The organism is Lentzea sp. NBRC 102530, assembly GCF_030269365.1.
In the GTDB taxonomy this organism is placed as follows: domain Bacteria; phylum Actinomycetota; class Actinomycetes; order Mycobacteriales; family Pseudonocardiaceae; genus Lentzea.
In genome coordinates, this window is sequence record NZ_BSTF01000007.1 from 18255 (window position 1) to 35211 (window position 16957).

Below are 16957 nucleotides of genomic sequence, written 5' to 3' on the forward strand. Positions count from 1 at the left end.
GGAGGACGGTCTTGACCACCACCCGCGACAGCGCGGCGCTCGACGCCGCCGACCACCTGCTGGCGCTGCTCGGCGACGTGCGCGACCTGTCGGTGCTGGACCTCGGCTGCGGCGACCCGCGGGTGCTGCGCCGTGTCGCCGAAGCCGGTCCGCGGACCTGCGTGGGCCTGGCCGCCGACGCCTCCCTCGCCGCCGGGGCACGCGCCGCCGCGCCCCTGGCCGACGTGCGCACCACCGACCTGGACCGCTGGTGGGGCGCCGACCTGGGCCGCTTCGACCTGGTCGTGTCGACCGCGGCACCCCAGCACGTGCGCAACCTCGCCCGTCTCCTGGAGACCCTGCACCACCACGTGGAGTCCGGCGGCCGGTTCGCGTTCCTCGTCGACCATCCCGCCGCGACCGCGGGCGAGGAGGGCTACTTCGCCGACGGCGAGCGTCCCGGCCTGCCCTCCTGGGCCGGCCGCCCCGCGTACCACCGCAGCCTGGAGACCTATCTGCGGGACCTGCGCTACTGCGGCTTCCGCCTGGACGAGTTCTCCGAGGGCAAGCCGGGCGAAGTCGGGTTCGGCGACGGAGGACCCCTGCCCGCGGCACCGCGATGGGCCCTGTTCCGCTGCGTGCGCACGCCCTGACCGAGGAGGTTCGACCGTGTCACCGGAAGACGAAGTGAGCTACCTGCGGCGGTTGAGCGGCTCGGCGCCGGACCACGTCGAGGCTTCGAGGGCCGCGGCAGGACAGGCGGCCCGTGGTGGACACCGCGGTCCTGGGGCGGAGGGTCCGGACGCGCACACCACCCTCGAGGACCGGAATCCTCCGCGTGACGCTTGAAGAACCAGCAGCTGTCCAGCGAAGCCGCGATCACCAGGATCCGCGCTCGTCCCGGCCCTGCCGCCGAAGGCAGTCCAGCGCGATCGCCATGAGGGCGAACGCGGTCACGTTGTAAGCCAGGTGCATGCCGCCGGGAAAGGCAGGCACCACCCGGGACTCGAAGTGGTGCCAGAGCTGAACCGCCATCGCCGCGGTCCACCACCGGAGCGCACGGCCGGCGAACGCGAACCTCAGCACGACGAGCCCGGCCAGCATCACGCCCGCACACACGTGGTCCAGCCACGCCGAGCCCGCGAGCCGCGGAAACGCGTGCCCGAGCAGGCCGAGGGAGTACGCCTCGGGGAATCCGAGGAGGTACCGCTGGGACGCCTGAGCAAGCTCCTCCGTCAGGCACACCGCGGAGAACACCAGCAGCACGGCCAGGGCGGTCCGGTGCCGCACCGTGCCCAGAGATCGCCACCAGCTCACACGCCCCGCCACCTCAGCCAGTGGGAACTTCACTTCATAAAACAGTACCAACCTTGCGATGTCCACCCGCCACGAACCGGAAATCTGAGGCTTTGAGCGGAGGTCCTGGCCGACGGTTCACGCACCGTCGCTGCGAGCCTGGCGTTGCCCCCGGAGTCGTCAGGGCAACACGCCCTTGCGGCGCAAGTGGTCCCGCGCGTGCTCGATGGCTTCAGGGGTGCTGGCGAACGTCCGCACGCCGAGCGTCTCCAGCTGGTGGCGTTGCTCCTCCCGCACGCCGGAGAGCAGCACGGCGACCCCTCTGCCCTCCAGTCGTTCGACGACGTCTCGCAGGACCAGCGCGCCAGTGCCGTCCATGGTGGACACACGCGACATCCGCAGGATGACCACGGAGACCGCGGCGACCTCGGTGAGTTCCAGCAGGAACCGGTGTGCCGCGGCGAAGAACAGCGGCCCGTCCAGGCGGTAGGCGACCACGTGCTGGGCGAGCAGCTCGTGTTCCTCGAAGGTGTGATCACCGGGTTCGAGTGGTTCCTCGTCGATCCGCGCCGACCTGGCGACGGCGCGCAGCGCGAGCGCGCCTGCCACGACGAGTCCCATGATCACAGCGGTGACGAGGTCCAGCGCCAGCGTCGCGACCGCGGTCAGGGCGAGCACCAGCGCATCGGACCTGTTGGCACGCATCAGGACCCGCACCGATCCCACCTCGATCATCCGGACGGCGGTGGCGAGCAGCACGCCGGCCAGCACGGCCAACGGGATGCGGCCGACCACGGGGGCCGCGGCCAGCATGATCACGGCGAGCGCGACGGCGTGCACCAGGGCCGCGAGGCGCGAGTTCGCGCCGGACCGCACGTTGACCGCGGTCCTGGCGATCGCCGCGGTCGCGGGCACACCTCCGAACAGGGGCGTCACGACGTTCGCGATGCCCTGCCCGAAGAGCTCGCGGTCCGGGTCGTGCCGCTTGTTCACGGTCATGCCGTCGGCGACCGTCGCGGACAGCAGGCTTTCCAGTGCCGCCAGTGCCGCCACCGCGACCGCGGACGGCAGGAGCGACCACAGCGCGCCCAGGTCCACAAAGGACAGAGATGGCGCCGGGAGCAACGCGGGCAACGACCCGATCCGTGCCACCGGGAGCGACCAGATCTCCGCCGCCACCGTGCCCGCGACGACGGCCAGCAGCGAGAACGGGACAGCGGGCTTCCAGCGGGCGCCGAGGAGCATGACCAGCACGACCCCGCCCGCGAGGGCGACGGCGGTCAAGGCCGGTCCGGAACCGAACGCGCGCACCGCGTTCACCACGACGTTGTGGCCGTCGGGCGTGGGCACACCGAGTGCCGCGGGAACCTGCTGCAGCGCGATGACCGCCGCGATCCCGATGGTGAAGCCCTCGATCACCGGCGCCGGCACGTACCTCATGTAGCGGCCCGCCCTGGCCACCGCCAGGACCAGGAGCAGCACCCCCGCGAGCAGGCCGACGGTCAGCACGCCGCCGGGCCCGTACGTCGCGACGATCGGCACCAGAACCACGGTCATCGCGCCGGTGGGCCCGGACACCTGCAGGCTCGACCCGCCGAACACCGCGGCCAGGGCACCGGCGACGATGGCGGTCGCCAGTCCGGCCGCGGCGCCGAGGCCGGACGCCACCCCGAACCCCAGCGCCAGCGGCAACGCCACGACAGCGACCGTCAGGCCTGCGAGGAAGTCCCGTGGTGTGGCGGTGACCCAGTCCGCCTTGACCGGCAGGAAGGCTCTCACGCGGAGTCCTCGCGCAACTGGGCGAGCAGCTCGTTCTGCCCGACCAGCAGCTCCGTGAGGATCTTGCGGGCCGCCTTCAGCAGGTCGGCCACGTCCGCGCCCGCGAGCGCGTAGACCACGGTCGAGCCGTCGCGGGTGGCCGTGACGATGCCCGACCGGCGCAACACCGCCAGCTGAGCGGAGAGGTTGGACGGCTCGACCTCGATCTCGGCGAGCAGCTCGCGGACGGCCTTCGGACCGTCCTGCAGCAACTCCAGCACGCGGATGCGGACGGGGTGCCCGAGCATCCGGAAGAACTCGGCCTTGGCCTGGTACAGCGGAACGGGCACCGCTCAGCCCTCCCGACGGGCGTCGAGCGCGACGCCGTGCTCGGCGGCCAGCCGCCGCAGCTCGGCCAGATCCGCGCCGTGCACCTCGGCGGCGTAGTCGTCCTGCTGCTCCACCGCGAGGCGCACGGCCTCCTGGGCCTGGCCGACGCGGAGGCGCAGGCCTTCCTCGAACTCGTCCACGGACCACAACCTGTCGAATTGAAGAATTCTTCAATTCGACAGGTTACAACTCCAGCCGGGCGACGTGCCAGTGGAGATCGCCACCGCTTGCCGCCGTCCTCGGGGAGGCATGGGCCTGGCCGGGCCGAACCGGCCGTCCTCCTCCCCTGCCGCCGAGGAGGTCGGCCAGGTCGTCGGACGGAGTCGCCGTGGACCGGCCTCATTTCGCCTGCTCACTGCGGAGACACACACCAAAAGGCCGAGGCTGTTAGCGCTCACTTCATCCGCGACTCGATTTGTTCGAATGTTTTCGACGGCGTTCGACATCGTTCGACGTTGTTATTTACTGCTTTCACGCGTTTCTTCCCCCATCCAGCGCAATTCCACGAACAGGTCGCGGCCGCCTTCTTGTGAGCGTGAACACGGAGCTGCCAGACTCCTGAACAGCGCACGTGCAGTTGCAGGCCGAAGGGACGGCGATGCCGCTTTTCCGTCGAAGACGATTGAGCTCCAGCACCCACGTCGCTCCGCACCGCAGGTGACGGAGGTGCACCACCACAGCGGTTCCGCGCACCCGAGAGCCCGGCACCGGACCTCGTCGAAGCGCGCAGTGGATCGCCCTGCCCATCACGCCCGCATTTCCGGGCACATCCGGTGAAAGTGTGGAAGATGAAACTGACATCGAGGTCGGTCTCACTCGGCGCGATCATTTCGACAGTCACGACGGCCGCCTTGGGCGCCGTGCTCCTCGTGTCCGTTCCCGCCAGCGCGGCGAGCACCCTGGGGGCCGCGGCGGCGCAGTCGGGCCGCTATTTCGGCACGGCCGTCGCGGCGGGCAAGCTGAACGACCAGACCTACGTGAACATCCTCAACACCGAGTTCAACATGGTGACCGCCGAGAACGAGATGAAGTGGGACGCGACCGAACCCAACCGCGGCCAGTTCACCTACTCCGGCGGGGACCGCATCCTCAACCAGGCCGTGGGCAACGGCAAACGGGTCCGCGGTCACGCCCTGCTGTGGCACCAGCAGGAACCGGGCTGGGCGCAGCGCCTGGAGGGATCCGACCTGCGTCAGGCCATGATGAACCACGTCACCCAGGTCGCCACCCACTACCGGGGCAAGATCTACGCCTGGGACGTGGTCAACGAGGCGTTCGCCGACGGTGGCGGCGGTGGCCGGCGCGACTCCAACCTCCAGCGGACCGGGAACGACTGGATCGAGGCGGCGTTCCGCGCGGCCCGCGCGGCCGATCCCGCCGCGAAGCTCTGCTACAACGACTACAACACCGACAGCATCAACGCGAAGTCCACCGGCATCTACACCATGGTGCGCGACTTCAAGGCGCGTGGCGTGCCGATCGACTGCGTCGGCTTCCAGTCCCACCTCTCCAACAACGCGCCTTCGGACTACCAGGCGAACCTCCAGCGCTTCGCCGACCTCGGCGTCGAGGTGCAGATCACCGAGCTCGACATCTCCGGTGGCAACCAGGCGAACGCCTACGGGGCCGTGACGAGGGCCTGCATGGCCGTGCGCGCCTGCACGGGCATCACCGTGTGGGGCATCCGCGACACCGACTCGTGGCGCACCGGTGAGAACCCGTTGCTGTTCACCGGTTCCGGCGCCAAGAAGGCCGCGTACACCTCCGTGCTCGACGCGCTGAACGCGGGAGGCCCCGGTCCCACCACGACGACCACGACCAACGACCCCGGTCCCGGCGGCTGCACGGCGTCGGTGTCGCTGAACCAGTGGAACGGCGGGTTCGTGGCCACCGTCAAGGTGACCGCGGGCTCCAGCGTGCTGCGCGGCTGGCGGGTCACGGCGACCCTGTCGAACGGGACGATCACCTCCCACTGGAGCGCGAACCGCAGCGGCGCCAGCGGAACCGTCACCTTCACGAACGTGGACTACAACGGCGCCGTGCCCGCGGGCGGGTCCACCGAGTTCGGTTTCCAGGGCACCGGCAGCGGATCCGGGCTCGCCCCCTCCTGCACCGCCGCCTGAACCACCACCGGAGGACGGCTCCCGCGGCTCGGCGTCCGAGCCGCGGAGCCTCCCTGCCCCAGGAGACGACGACGATGGCCACGAAACGACCGTTCTGGACGACCGCCGCCGCGGTGGTGGCGCTGGTCCTCACCGTGATCGCCCCGGCGAGGGCGGACAACCCGATCGTGCAACACATCTACACCGCCGACCCCGCGCCGCTGGTCCACAACGGACGGGTCTACCTCTACACAGGACACGACGAGGACGGCTCGACCTGGTTCACCATGAAGGAGTGGCGGGTCTGGTCGTCGGCCGACATGGTCAACTGGACCGACCACGGCTCCCCCATGAACCTCGCGACCTTCAGCTGGGCCAAGCAGGACGCGTGGGCCGGGCAGGCGATCGAGCGCAACGGCAAGTTCTACTGGTACGTCCCCGTCGTCACGAAGGCCACCGGCCGCCCGGCGATCGGCGTCGGCGTCTCCGACAGCCCCACCGGCCCGTTCCGCGACGCGCTCGGCCGGCCGCTGGTCGAGAACGGCGAGATCGACCCGACCGTCATGATCGACGACGGTGGCCAGGCCTACCTGTACTGGGGCAACCCGAACCTGTCCTACGTCCGCCTCAACGCCGACATGATCTCCTACAGCGGCGGCGTCACCCGCATCCCGCTCACCACGGCGGGCTTCGGCACCCGCACCGGCGACCCCAACCGGCCCACCCTCTACGAGGAAGGCCCCTGGGTCTACAAGCGCAACGGCCTGTACTACAACGTCTTCGCGGCCAAGTGCTGCTCGGAGTTCATCGCCTACTCCACCGCGCCGGGCCCGACCGGGCCGTGGACCTACCGCGGCACCGTGATGCCCACGCAGGGCAACAGCTTCACCAACCACGCCGGCATCATCGACTTCAAGGGCAGCTCGTACTTCTTCTACCACAACGGCGCTCTCCCGGGCGGTGGCGGCTTCACCCGTTCCGTCGCCGTCGAGAGGTTCAGCTACAACGCCGACGGCACCATCCCGACGATCACCATGACCACGTCCGGGCCACCCGCGGCGGACACGCTCAACCCGTACGTCCGCCAGGAGGGCGAGACCATCGCGTGGGGCAACGGTGTCGAGACCGAACCGTCCAGCGAAGGCGGCCTGAACCTCAGCCACCTCAACAACGGCGACAACGTGAAGCTGAAGAACGTGGCGTTCGGCAACGGCGCGAGGACCTTCACCGCCCGCGTCGCGTCCACCGTCGCGGGAAGCTCGGTCGAGGTCCGCTCCGGCAGCCCGACCGGCGCCCTCGCCGGAACCTGCTCGGTGCCCAACACCGGCGGCTGGCAGAACTGGACCACCGTCTCCTGCTCGGTGAGCGGCCTGACCGGCACCCGTGACCTCTACCTGAGGTTCGCCGGCGGCGGCGGTTACCTGCTCAACGTGAACTGGTGGCAGTTCAGCGCCTGATCCCCCGGAACCCCTCGGAGAGCAGCCACGTCCACCCTGAACCGCCGGCTCGTGCATCTGGGCGCGTGAGCGGCGCACTGGGACCGCCTCGCCGGTGGCGCGGGCGCCGCGCTACCGGCCGGGCTCGGCGTGCAGGCCGTCGGCGGGGTGCCCCGCCGGACTCGGCTGCGGCCACCAGCTGAGCAACGCCCACAAAGCCTCAGGCACGTTCTCGAACACGTCCAGCACGAGGTCGCAGCTGGTGACCCGGAGCGGTTCCATCACGGCGTGCTGATCCGCCACCAGCGCCAGCCTGACCCCGGCCGACTGGGCGGACTCGTCGGTGCTGATCAACGACTCGATCCCGGTGGCGGCGAGGAACGTCACCGCGCGCAGGTCCGCGATCACGCCCGGAGGGGCGAGCGCCACCTGGTCGAGCACCGCCGCTCCGACCAGCCGGGCGCCGACGTGGTCCAGCGCGCCCGCCACGACCACCACGGGCAGGGCTCCGTCGAGGCTGTGATGACTGGTGTGAACGGACAACGACACCGCTTCCTCGCGCGGGCGGGCGTACATGAGCTGCTCTTCCCTGCCGACCCCGCGAGCAGGGAGTCAGCGCTCGATGTCAGGTGCCGACTCCCGTGGCTCGAGATGACGATCAGCGCGTTGCGCCCTCACCGTAAAGACGCATCCGGCGAACAGCAAACCCGCCCCCGGCGTCCGTGTACCGCGAAGGAGTGAGCGTGACTTCGCCCGGAACGGGGAACCTTCCTGGCGAGCTCCACCACCGCTCCGGCTCGAGAGGGACGAATGAACACGTCGGTCGTACAGACGCGGGTCGGCGACATCGCCGCCGATGTCGTTGCCGGGCAGTGGTTCTGGCACGAGCCGTGGCCTGGTTACCGGGTGCCGCTGCGCGCCGCCGCCGTCAGCCGGCACGGCCACGTCGTGCGCATCGTCACCACCGACTCCGCCCGCGAGGTCGTGCAGTACCGGTTCGACCGCCCCGTTCACCTCGTCCGCGACGACGACCGGATCGACTCGATGAGCGGTGTGCTGCCGTTGAGCGACGTCGCGTGACGCTCACCGCGCCGGGGTGAGCGGCACCGGCGGTGGCCGCTCCACCGTGGTCGTCAGCTCGATCCGCCGTCCCTCGCTCGCCGACCGCAGCACGGCGGTCATCGTCTCGAGCACGTGCAGTGCGAGCTCACCGCCGGCGCGCGGAGTCCCCTCCGCACCCGCCGCGACGAGGTCGAGGAGGCCGATCCCCCGCCCCGCGCCGGCGTGACCCGCGGCGGCGGGCAGGGTTCGCCACCCGGTGCCGCCGAGCGGGAAGAGGCGGTTCTCGCCGTCGAAGTGGTTCGGGTCCGGCACCGCGAGCGTGCCGAGTTCGCCGTGCACCTCGATCGGCGCGGCGGTGGTGGCCACCCCGTCGAAACTGGTCGTGATGGTGGTCAGCGCGCCGTTGGCGTGTTCGAGCACGCCGGAGACGTGGCTGTCCACCTCGACCGGGATGCGCAGGCCCGTCCGCGCGCCGGAACCGATGACGCGCTCGGTGCGCAGGCGGCTGGCCGCACCGATCACCGCGCGCACCGGGCCGAGCAGGTGGATGAGCGCGGTGAGGTAGTACGGCCCCATGTCCAGCAACGGGCCGCCGCCCGCGGTGTAGTAGAAGTCGGGGTCGGGGTGCCAGCGCTCGTGCCCCGGCGTGACCATCACGGCCGTCGCGGAGAGCGGGCGTCCGATGAGCCCGCCGTCGATCGCCGCCCGCGCGGTCTGCGTACCCGTGCCGAGAACGGTGTCCGGCGCGCACCCGACCCGGACACCGGCGGACGCGGCCCGGTCGATGATCTTCTGGCCGTCCTCGAACGTGACGGCGAGCGGTTTCTCGACGAAGACGTTCTTGCCGGCGTCGACGGCGCGGAGCGTGATCTCGGCGTGGGCGGCGGGAACGGTGAGGTTGAGCACCGTGTCGACGTCCCCGCCGGCGAGCAGGTGCTCGACGTCGACCGCCTCGGTGCCCGGTAGTCCGGCCGCGACCGCGTCCGACCGGGTCCTGTCGAGGTCGGCGACCCGGGTGACGCGCACCTCGGGACGCCCGCGCAGCGTGTCCAGGTACGCCCGTGAGATGAAGCCGAGACCTACGATGCCGACGCGGTGCGGGTCGCCCACGACATCCCCCTCGTGATGACGGCTCGGACACTCGGGTGTTCCAGCACGTCGAGGCTGTGCCCCGGTGTCGTCACCACGATCCTCCCGGCGCCCCACCGGCGCGTCCAGACCGCCGGGCAGGTGACCGGCCGGTGCCACGGGTGCCACGGCCGGACCGGGTGGGTCGTGGTGGCCAGCACGTCGATCAGGTCGTCGTGCAGCACCCAGTACTGCTCGGTGACCAGTGCGAAGTCCTCGATCCCCGCGGTGATCGGGTGCTCGCGGCCGAGCGCGGTGATGTTCACCTCGTGCGGCAGGTAGTTGTCCTCCTGCGTGCCCTGGCGCTCGCACGGCTCCTTGCCGGGATGCGTGACGAACTGGCCGCCCACCAGGTGGAGGTAGTCCGACGACGCGCGGAACGAGTCCGCGACGCCACCGTGCCAGCCGGTGAAGCCCGTGCCGGCCTCGATCGCGGCGCGCAGCCCCGCCAGTTGCGCCGTCGTGATCTGCGACATCGTCACGCACTGCACGATCAGGTCGGTGCGGGCCATCTCGGCCGCGTCGGCGTACACCTCGGTCGACTCCTCGATCCGCACGGCGTAGCCGCCGTGTTCCAGGAACGGGAGGAACAACTCGGTGGCCGCCACCGGGTGGTGACCTTCCCACCCACCGCGGACCACCAGTGCCTTCGGCCGTGCCACGCACACCCCCTGGAAACCGCTTACCACTCGCCCGGCAACGGAACCGCTCGACCGGCGCCCCGCACTGCACAGTGCCGCGCACGTCACCATCGGTCAAGGACCGGAAAGCGGCTGTCGATCGTCCACACCGGATTCGACGCGGGTCCCGGGGAGTTCGCCCACCTCACGGCGCACGTTCGTCGAACGCCTCACCAATTTCGTTCGGCAATTATTTGACGGCCGTCACAGATCTGAATACCTTTTGGCTCCTCGGTTCCGGAACCCCTGACCGGAGGTCGGTGTGACCGCACGCAGATCAACTCTCCTGACCCTCGTCGTCACGGTGCTCACCGTCGCCGGGATCCTGCTGCCACCACAGGCTTCCGCTGCTTCCCTGGTGGAGGTGACCGGCTTCGGCGACAACCCCGGTGGGATGCGGATGCACGTCTACGTGCCCGACAACCGCCCGGCCACCCCGGCGATCGTGGTCGCCATGCACGGCTGCGGCGGTTCCGGCCCCGGCTTCCACTCCGGCAGCGAGTTCGCGTCCCTCGCCGACCGGCACGGGTTCGTCGTCATCTACCCGAGCGCGCAACAGGAAGCCGGGTTCGGCAAGTGCTTCGACACCTGGTCCGACGCCGCCAAGCGCCGGGGCGGTGGCAGCGATCCGGTGTCGATCGTCTCGATGGTGACCTACGTCCAGCGGCGCTACGGCGGCGACCCCGGCCGCGTCTTCGCCACCGGGTCGTCCTCCGGCGGCATGATGACCAACGAGATGCTCGCCCTCTACCCGGACGTCTTCAAGGCGGGCGCGGCTTTCATGGGCGTGCCCTTCCACTGCTTCGCCAACGCCGCCGACTACCCGCCCGGCGCCAGCAGGTGCACCGGCAACGGCGGCGCGAACCGCACCCCGCGGCAGTGGGGCGACCTCGTCCGGCAGGCCTACCCCGGCTACACCGGCCCCCGCCCCCGGATCCAGCTGTGGCACGGCACCGCCGACACGCTCGTGCCGTACTCCCTGCTGCAGGAGGAGATCGAGCAGTGGACCGACGTGTTCGGCCTGAGCCAGACACCGACGTCCACCGACACCCCGCGAGCAGGCTGGAACCGCAGCCGCTACGGCGGCCAGGTCGAGGCCTACAGCATCCAGGGCGCCGGGCACAGCCTGCCGTCGTCCGGCATGGCCGCCGCCGCGATCGAGTTCTTCGGCATCACCGGCACCCCCGATCCGGACCCGCCCGTGCCGGGCACGTGCAGCGTGAAGACGACCGTCAACGCCTGGAACAACGGCCTGACCGCGAGCCTCGCCGTCACCAACAACAGCACCACCGCGATCAACGGGTGGTCACTCGTCTTCACCCTGGCGGGCGGGCAGACCATCACCTCCGGGTGGAACGCGACCTACGCACCGCCGACCGGGCAGGTCACCGCGCGCAACGCCGGCTACAACGGCACGATCCCGCCCGGCAGGTCCGTCGAGATCGGCTTCCAGGCCACCCACACCGGTGACACGGCCGCGCCCACGTCGTTCGCCCTCAACGGCACGACCTGCTCCACCGGCTGACCGGGGACGGCGGAGTCCCAGACCAGCGGGGTGCGGTCGCGCGGCATCGGCCAGGCGTCACGGGCCGGTGAGGGTCACCCGGGACGGGGTGCCGGGGTCACCGGCGAAGGGGCAGGCGTCAGCGTGGCGGCCCCGGGCACCGTCGCCGAGCACCGCGTGCCGGAGCGGCCCGGTGGTGTCGGCGGCGACCAGTTCGACGTCGTCGCCGACCGAGGCCACGGCGACGTCGGCGACCGGCCCCGGGGCGCCGACGTCGACCACCGCGAGCGGTGACCAGGTGTCCATGATCAGGTGGCGTAGGGCAGCTTGAACCCACGTTCCCGGGAAGCGTCCTCGTACGTGGACATCATCGCCGAGATGACGGACTCGATCTCCGCGAGCGGATGTTCGGCCTCGTCGAGATCACCTTCGGCGAGGCACCCGGAGAGTTCCTTGATCGTGTCTCGGAGCACGCTCAGGGAATCTCCCTGGATCGCCGCGGCAGGAAAGTTCCTGCCGGGCAGCTGGACCACGGCGAAGTTCCCGTCCACCGCCAGCACCTCGGCGGCGTCGGTCGATTCGTCCACTGTCATCTCCACGGGGCGAAAGGTGGTGCTGGGGTTCGCCTTCGCGGCGTCGCCTGACCGTCCGGACGGTCAGGCGTGCTCGACGGCGTCGGCCTGCGGGCCCCGGTCGCTCTGCCGAATGCGGAAGCGCACCCGGTCGCCGGCCTCCAGGGTCTCGCCAGAGACCACCGAGACGTGCACGAAGAGGTCGGGACCGCCCGCGTCGGGGGTGATGAAGCCGAAGCCGCGGTCGGCGTCGTAGCGGGCCACCGTGCCGTCACCGGCGCGGGTCGCGGGCCGGGCACCCGGACGGGCCTGGCCGGGGGTCGTGGCGGCCTCCACCGGCTCGCCGGCGGCCACGAACCGCACGTCGCGTGCCTGACGCCCCTGGTCCGTGGTGACCGCGGTGAACGTGACCCGGTCGCCCTCGACCGGCAGGTACCGGTCGTCGACCAGGGCGCGCACGTGCAGGAAGACGTCGCCCGCCCCGTCGTCGGCGGCCACGAAGCCGAACGCCTTCTCCTCGTCGAACCACAGCACGGAGCCGTCGGCGCCGTCGCCGGCCGCGGCCAGAGGGGCTCGGCGGACCCCGGCGTCGAAGCTCAGCGGCACCACGTGCTGGGCCTGCGGCCCCCTCTCCCCCGCGGTGACGACGAAGGCCACCCGCTGCCCGGCGGCGACGACGCCCCCGGTGACGATCGAGGAGGAGTGCACGAACACCTCCGCGCCCCCGCCGTCCGGCGCGGCGAACCCGTAGCCCTTGGCCGGCTCGTACCAGGAGACGGTGGCGAGCACGCCCAGGGTCGCGCCGGGCGCGGCGTCCCCGGTGACGGTGACGTGCAGCGCCTGCGGGCCGCGCGGTCCCTCACCGGTCTCGAACTCCACCGTCTGGCCCTCGCGCAACGCGCGGGCCGCGCCCTCGCCCTGCACCTGCGAGACGTGCACGAAGATGTCGTCGCCGCCGTCGTCGGGGGCGAGGAAGCCGAAGCCGCGCTCGAGGTCGTACCAGCGGACGGTTCCCTGCTGCAAGGTGCACTCCTGGTCTGGCGGGTGGTCGGGGGTCCAGTGTCCCAGGTGCCGTGGGTGCGTCCTGATCCCGACGCCCGGCAGCCCCGCCGTGAGCACACCACCGAGTCACCTCGCCTTGCTCCCGGCGACCGGTGAGCCGGCGTTCAGCCGGCGCTGGAGCAGGTCACGGCCGGGCGAGCGGGTTCAGGACCGGCGGAGACGAACCCGAACGAGGTGGTCGCCCCGGCGGCGAGCACGGCGTTGTGGCCGGCGTTGGTGACGGTCACGGCGGCCGCGCTCCGGGTCAGGGTGCCGTTCCACAGGTTGCCGATGGTGTGGCCCGCGGCCGGCTGCCACGTGGTGGTCCAGCCGGTCAGGCCGTCCGCGCCGGTGTTGCGCACGGTCACCTCGACCTGGTAGCCGCCCGGCCAGGAGTTGGTGATCTCGTACCGGGCGTCGCAGGCGGTCGCGGCCGTGGTCGTCGTCGTGGTGGAGCCGGTCTGGGCGCTGCTGCTGGGCCGGTCTCCGCGCACGGCGGTGCCGATCACGACACCGCCGGCGACCAGGACGGCCGCACCGGCCACCAGCGCGATCACCCGGCGCGGCGGGTGGCGGCGGACGAGCAACGTCCGCGTCCCGCTCTTCGGGGGCCCGGCGGGCAGCGGCAGTCCCTCCGCGACCGCCGCGAGCAGCTTGTGGGCCTCGGCCATCGTCGGGCGTCGGGCCGGGTCACGACGCAGGAGGCGCACGAGCACGTCGCCGAGCGGGCCACCCGACCGCGGCGGCTCGAACTCTCCCCGCACCACGCGTTGCAGCAGCGCATAGGGGTTGTCGTCCACACCGAACGGCGGCGTGCCCTCCAGCGCCGCGTAGAGGGTCGCGCCGAGGGAGAACACGTCCGAGGCGAACGTCGCCGCCTCGCCCGCCGCCACCTCCGGCGCCAGGAAGGCCGGCGTGCCGACGATCAGGCGGGCGTCGGTCACCGTGCCCTCGCCGACCGCGCGGGCGATGCCGAAATCGGTGATCTTCGCGATGCCGTCCTCGGCCAGCAGGACGTTGAACGTCGAGACGTCCCGGTGCACGATGCCCTCGGCGTGCGCCGCCGCCAGCGCGGCGGCGACCTGCCTGCCCACGGCCGCGACCACACCCGGCGACAGCGCGCCCCGTTCGGCGATCAGCGCCGCGAGGCTGCGGGAGGGCAGGTACTCCAGCACCAGACAGGGCTTGTCGTCGTGCTCGACGACCTCGTACACGCTGATCGCGTGCGGGTGCCGCAGCCGACCGGCGACCCGGCCCTCGCGCAGCATCTGCGCCACCGCGTCCGGGGACCGCCGGTCCGTGGTGAGCAGCTTGACCGCGACCACGCGGTCCGACCGCTCGTCGCGCGCCTGCCAGACCACCCCCATCGATCCTCGCCCGATCGACGACACCAGCCGGTACCGCCCGGCGATGACCTCACCCTCTTCTGGCACAGGCCGACGCTACTTGGCCGGGCCGACCGTCGGCCACCTCCGCGCGGGCCGGGTTCGCGCGCCTGCGGGGTGCCACAACCAGGCTTGGTGGTCTGGCCTGCGCCTCGGGTTCGCGCTCGTCGATCCAGCCGCGGACCACGGCACGACCGCAAACTCACCGCCGCCGCTGGACGGCGTGGCCGGTCGTCGTCCCGAAGGGAGGCGCGGCGACGATGCTGCGCTCCTACGGCGGACCGGACGGCCTGGGGTGCGGTGCGGGACCACCTCCGTTGAAGCGGCCGGGAGCCGGCGGACGGGCGCGGTGAACGCCGATCAGGAGCGGCCGGTCAGAGCCAGTCCGCCTCGATCCCCTGGGCACGCAGCGCCGTCAGCGCCTCCTCGTTGCCCGTGTAGAGCAGCGTCATCGACTTCAGGTTGGGGAAGTGCCGCACATCGGCGAACTCGTGGACGTCGAACAGGCCGTCCTCGCCGTCCCAGCCCGGCGCGATCTCGAGGTAGATCTCGTTGCCGCCGTCCATGTAGATCTCGGTGACCTTCTCCGCGAGCTCGACCGGGACTTCGAGCGCCGCGAAGTAGGCGAGTGCCTCCGGTACCGCCTCGAAGCTGCCGTCGTCGTAGGTGAAGCCCTGCTCGGCCGCGTACTCGCGCAGGTCGAACCTCGGCAGGAGTCCCTGGTTGTACATCAGCTCCTGGACGACGGCGAGCTTGAACTTGGCGTCGACGAAGGGAATCGGCTGGCTCATACCCGCACCGTATAGGTCTCCAGAACCGTCAGCTGTCAGACCACGCCCTGGTCAACCGCAGAACCGGGAGGGCACCACGAGTCCGGCTTCGTAGGCCGCGACCACCACCTGAGCGCGCGACGACAACTCCAGCTTGTTCATCAAGCGGTTGACGTGTGTCTTCACCGTGGCCTCGGACAGGTGGCACTGCTCGGCGATCTCGCTGTTGGACAACCCGCGGGCGACGAGCACCATGATCTCGTTCTCGCGCTTGGTCAACGCGTCGAGCTCGCCCGGCCCGACGACCGGGCTCCGCACGAACTCCTTGATCAGGCGCTTCGTCACGGCCGGCGCCAGCAGCGCGTCGCCCGACGCCACCGCCCGCACCGCCTGCACGAGGTCCTCGGGGCTGGTGTCCTTGAGCAGGAAGCCCGAGGCGCCCGCGCGCAGGGCGGAGAAGACGTACTCGTCGAAGTCGAACGTCGTCAGGATGATCACGGCGATGCTCGGGCCGAACGTGGCGGCGATGCGGCGGGTGGCCTCGATGCCGTCGAACGCGGGCATGCGCACGTCCATCAGCACGACGTCGGGCTTGGTCTCGCTGACCACGCGGACGCTCTCCGCGCCGTCGCCCGCCTCGCCGACCACCTCGATGTCGGGCTGCGCTCCCAGGAACGTCACGAAGCCGACCCGGACCAGCGGCTGGTCGTCCGCCACCACCACGCGGATCATCGGAGGGCCTCCTGCTTCTCGCGCGGCAGCGTGACCTTCACCCGGAAACGCCCGTCCGCCAACCGTTCCGCGTCCAGCGAGCCGCCGTAGACCAGTGCGCGCTCGCGCATGCCCACCAGGCCGTGGCCGGGTGTGCCGGCCTCGGTGCTCGACGAGTTCGTGACCTCGACCTCCAGCCGTTCGGCGAGGTACCGCAGTTCGACCGTCACGTCCGGGCCGCACGAGTGCCGCAGCGTGTTCGTCAGCGCCTCCTGCACGATCCGGTAGACCGTCAGTTCCGCGCCCGCGGTCATCGGGAACGTCTCGCCGCTGAGGACCAGCACGGGCGCCAGGCCGACGTCGCGCATCGACGCGGTCAGCGCCTCCAGCTGGTCCAGGCCCGGCTGTGGTTCCAGCGATGTGTCCAAAGGGGACGATCGCAGCGCGCCGAGCAGGTGCCGCATCTCGGACAGCGCCTCCTTGGCGGTGGTCTCGACGACTTCCAGGGCATCGCGCGCCAGCCGCGGGTCGTCCGCCATCGCCCGGCCGACGCCCGCGCGGACCGCGATCACGCTCAGGCTGTGCGCCACGATGTCGTGCAGCTCGCGGGCGATGCGGGCGCGTTCGCGCATCGCGGCCTCCTCGGCCAGTTGCTCGCGGGCCGCCTCCAGCTCGCACACGGCCAGCTCCAGCTGCCGCGCGCGTTCGGAACTGCGGCGCACCACACGTCCCAGCACGACCGCGCCGACGACGATCACGAGGTCGAACAGCAGGCTGACCGGCTGGATCTCGTGCACGCCCGCGACCACGCTGGTCACCTCGGCGACGCCGACGAGGGCGGTGAGGCTCAGCGTCACGCGCAACGTCTCACGCACGGCGACCGTGTACAGCGCCACCTGCAACGCGAGTCCCACGCCGCCCACGGTCCCGTACCGCGCGATCAGCACCGTCGCGGCGATGAGGACCAGCGTGAACACCACACGGGGTGCACGACGGCGCACCGCCAGCGGCAGGATGCCCGCCACGCCCAGCAGGACCGGCGGCAGGCCCGGCTCGTCCGCCGCCCGCAGCACGAGCGGGTGCAGGACGATCAGCACCAACGCCAGCAGCGAGTCGGTGAGAAGCGGGCGTTTGATCCACACG

At 71.3% G+C, this 16957-nt stretch carries 19 protein-coding genes and 2 pseudogenes; 6 read left to right on the forward strand and 15 right to left on the reverse strand.

Annotated elements, in window-relative coordinates; genetic code table 11:
• Nucleotides 1–11 precede the first annotated feature (11 nt).
• Nucleotides 12–632, forward strand: a complete 621-nt coding sequence (locus QSK25_RS19750) for a class I SAM-dependent methyltransferase (protein ID WP_285640165.1) — start codon at nt 12–14, stop codon at nt 630–632.
• A 226-nt stretch (nt 633–858) separates the two neighbouring features.
• Here the strand turns inward: QSK25_RS19750 and QSK25_RS19755 are convergent, their stop codons facing one another.
• The 4 genes from QSK25_RS19755 to QSK25_RS19770 form a co-directional block, all read right to left on the reverse strand.
• Nucleotides 859–1329 carry a hypothetical protein gene (locus QSK25_RS19755; RefSeq protein ID WP_285640167.1) on the reverse strand — a complete coding sequence of 157 codons (471 nt, stop codon included), beginning with the start codon at nt 1327–1329 and terminating at the stop codon, nt 859–861.
• A 126-nt stretch (nt 1330–1455) separates the two neighbouring features.
• A complete protein-coding gene (locus QSK25_RS19760) occupies nt 1456–3054 on the reverse strand; it encodes a SulP family inorganic anion transporter (protein ID WP_285640168.1) in 1599 nt (532 codons plus the stop codon).
• Nucleotides 3051–3383, reverse strand: coding sequence for an ArsR/SmtB family transcription factor (locus QSK25_RS19765; protein ID WP_285640169.1), 333 nt, complete (start codon nt 3381–3383; stop codon nt 3051–3053). Before QSK25_RS19765 ends, QSK25_RS19760 begins: the two co-directional genes overlap by 4 nt.
• A gap of 3 nt (nt 3384–3386) precedes the next feature.
• On the reverse strand, nt 3387–3563 hold the full coding sequence (locus QSK25_RS19770) for a hypothetical protein (RefSeq protein ID WP_285640170.1): 177 nt from the start codon (nt 3561–3563) through the stop codon (nt 3387–3389).
• A gap of 648 nt (nt 3564–4211) precedes the next feature.
• Between QSK25_RS19770 and QSK25_RS19775 the strand changes: the two genes are divergently transcribed.
• Together QSK25_RS19775 and QSK25_RS19780 are read left to right on the forward strand one after the other, a co-directional pair.
• Nucleotides 4212–5546, forward strand: coding sequence for a glycoside hydrolase family 10 protein (locus QSK25_RS19775; RefSeq protein WP_285640171.1), 1335 nt, complete (start codon nt 4212–4214; stop codon nt 5544–5546).
• A 74-nt stretch (nt 5547–5620) separates the two neighbouring features.
• The gene (locus QSK25_RS19780) at nt 5621–6982 is read left to right on the forward strand and encodes a glycoside hydrolase family 43 protein (RefSeq protein ID WP_285640172.1); all 1362 of its coding nucleotides are present in this window, start codon (nt 5621–5623) and stop codon (nt 6980–6982) included.
• 111 nt (nt 6983–7093) lie between these two features.
• Here the strand turns inward: QSK25_RS19780 and QSK25_RS19785 are convergent, their stop codons facing one another.
• Complete coding sequence (locus tag QSK25_RS19785; protein ID WP_285640173.1) at nt 7094–7537, reverse strand: STAS domain-containing protein; 444 nt, start codon at nt 7535–7537, stop codon at nt 7094–7096.
• Nucleotides 7538–7771: 234 nt separating this feature from the next.
• Here QSK25_RS19785 and QSK25_RS19790 point away from each other — a divergent pair, with 234 nt between their 5' ends.
• Nucleotides 7772–8041 (forward strand): hypothetical protein, encoded by a 270-nt coding sequence (locus QSK25_RS19790; RefSeq protein ID WP_285640174.1) that lies wholly within the window; start codon nt 7772–7774, stop codon nt 8039–8041.
• 3 nt (nt 8042–8044) lie between these two features.
• On the opposite strand, the gene QSK25_RS19795 is transcribed toward QSK25_RS19790, so the two are convergent.
• Nucleotides 8045–9133, reverse strand: coding sequence for a Gfo/Idh/MocA family protein (locus tag QSK25_RS19795; RefSeq protein WP_285640175.1), 1089 nt, complete (start codon nt 9131–9133; stop codon nt 8045–8047).
• Nucleotides 9103–9813 (reverse strand): ThuA domain-containing protein, encoded by a 711-nt coding sequence (locus QSK25_RS19800; RefSeq protein ID WP_285640176.1) that lies wholly within the window; start codon nt 9811–9813, stop codon nt 9103–9105. The genes QSK25_RS19795 and QSK25_RS19800 overlap by 31 nt, the downstream gene beginning before the upstream one ends.
• A gap of 304 nt (nt 9814–10117) precedes the next feature.
• On the opposite strand from QSK25_RS19800, the pseudogene QSK25_RS19805 reads away from it, so the two are divergent.
• Both QSK25_RS19805 and QSK25_RS45605 read left to right on the forward strand, forming a co-directional pair.
• A pseudogene (locus QSK25_RS19805) lies at nt 10118–11008 on the forward strand (extracellular catalytic domain type 1 short-chain-length polyhydroxyalkanoate depolymerase); the annotation flags it as partial.
• A 42-nt stretch (nt 11009–11050) separates the two neighbouring features.
• Nucleotides 11051–11356: a cellulose binding domain-containing protein gene (locus QSK25_RS45605; RefSeq protein ID WP_502881879.1), complete on the forward strand. Its 306-nt coding sequence runs from the start codon at nt 11051–11053 to the stop codon at nt 11354–11356.
• A 57-nt stretch (nt 11357–11413) separates the two neighbouring features.
• Here the strand turns inward: QSK25_RS45605 and QSK25_RS19810 are convergent, their stop codons facing one another.
• From QSK25_RS19810 to QSK25_RS19855, 8 genes and pseudogenes are all read right to left on the reverse strand, one after another.
• The gene (locus tag QSK25_RS19810) at nt 11414–11641 is read right to left on the reverse strand and encodes a hypothetical protein (protein WP_285640178.1); all 228 of its coding nucleotides are present in this window, start codon (nt 11639–11641) and stop codon (nt 11414–11416) included.
• A 2-nt stretch (nt 11642–11643) separates the two neighbouring features.
• Nucleotides 11644–11922, reverse strand: coding sequence for a DUF6959 family protein (locus QSK25_RS19815; RefSeq protein ID WP_285640179.1), 279 nt, complete (start codon nt 11920–11922; stop codon nt 11644–11646).
• Nucleotides 11923–11991: 69 nt separating this feature from the next.
• A complete protein-coding gene (locus tag QSK25_RS45610) occupies nt 11992–12696 on the reverse strand; it encodes a cold shock domain-containing protein (RefSeq protein WP_502881880.1) in 705 nt (234 codons plus the stop codon).
• Nucleotides 12697–12735: 39 nt separating this feature from the next.
• Nucleotides 12736–12930, reverse strand: a pseudogene (locus QSK25_RS19835) (cold-shock protein); the annotation flags it as partial.
• A 143-nt stretch (nt 12931–13073) separates the two neighbouring features.
• On the reverse strand, nt 13074–14381 hold the full coding sequence (locus QSK25_RS19840; protein ID WP_285640180.1) for a protein kinase domain-containing protein: 1308 nt from the start codon (nt 14379–14381) through the stop codon (nt 13074–13076).
• Nucleotides 14382–14707: 326 nt separating this feature from the next.
• Nucleotides 14708–15124, reverse strand: a complete 417-nt coding sequence (locus tag QSK25_RS19845; protein ID WP_285640181.1) for a DUF6892 domain-containing protein — start codon at nt 15122–15124, stop codon at nt 14708–14710.
• Nucleotides 15125–15175: 51 nt separating this feature from the next.
• Entirely contained in the window at nt 15176–15835 is a 660-nt protein-coding gene (locus QSK25_RS19850; protein ID WP_285640182.1) for a response regulator, read from the reverse strand.
• Nucleotides 15832–16956: a sensor histidine kinase gene (locus QSK25_RS19855; RefSeq protein WP_285640184.1), complete on the reverse strand. Its 1125-nt coding sequence runs from the start codon at nt 16954–16956 to the stop codon at nt 15832–15834. The genes QSK25_RS19850 and QSK25_RS19855 overlap by 4 nt, the downstream gene beginning before the upstream one ends.
• Nucleotide 16957: the final 1 nt, after the last annotated feature.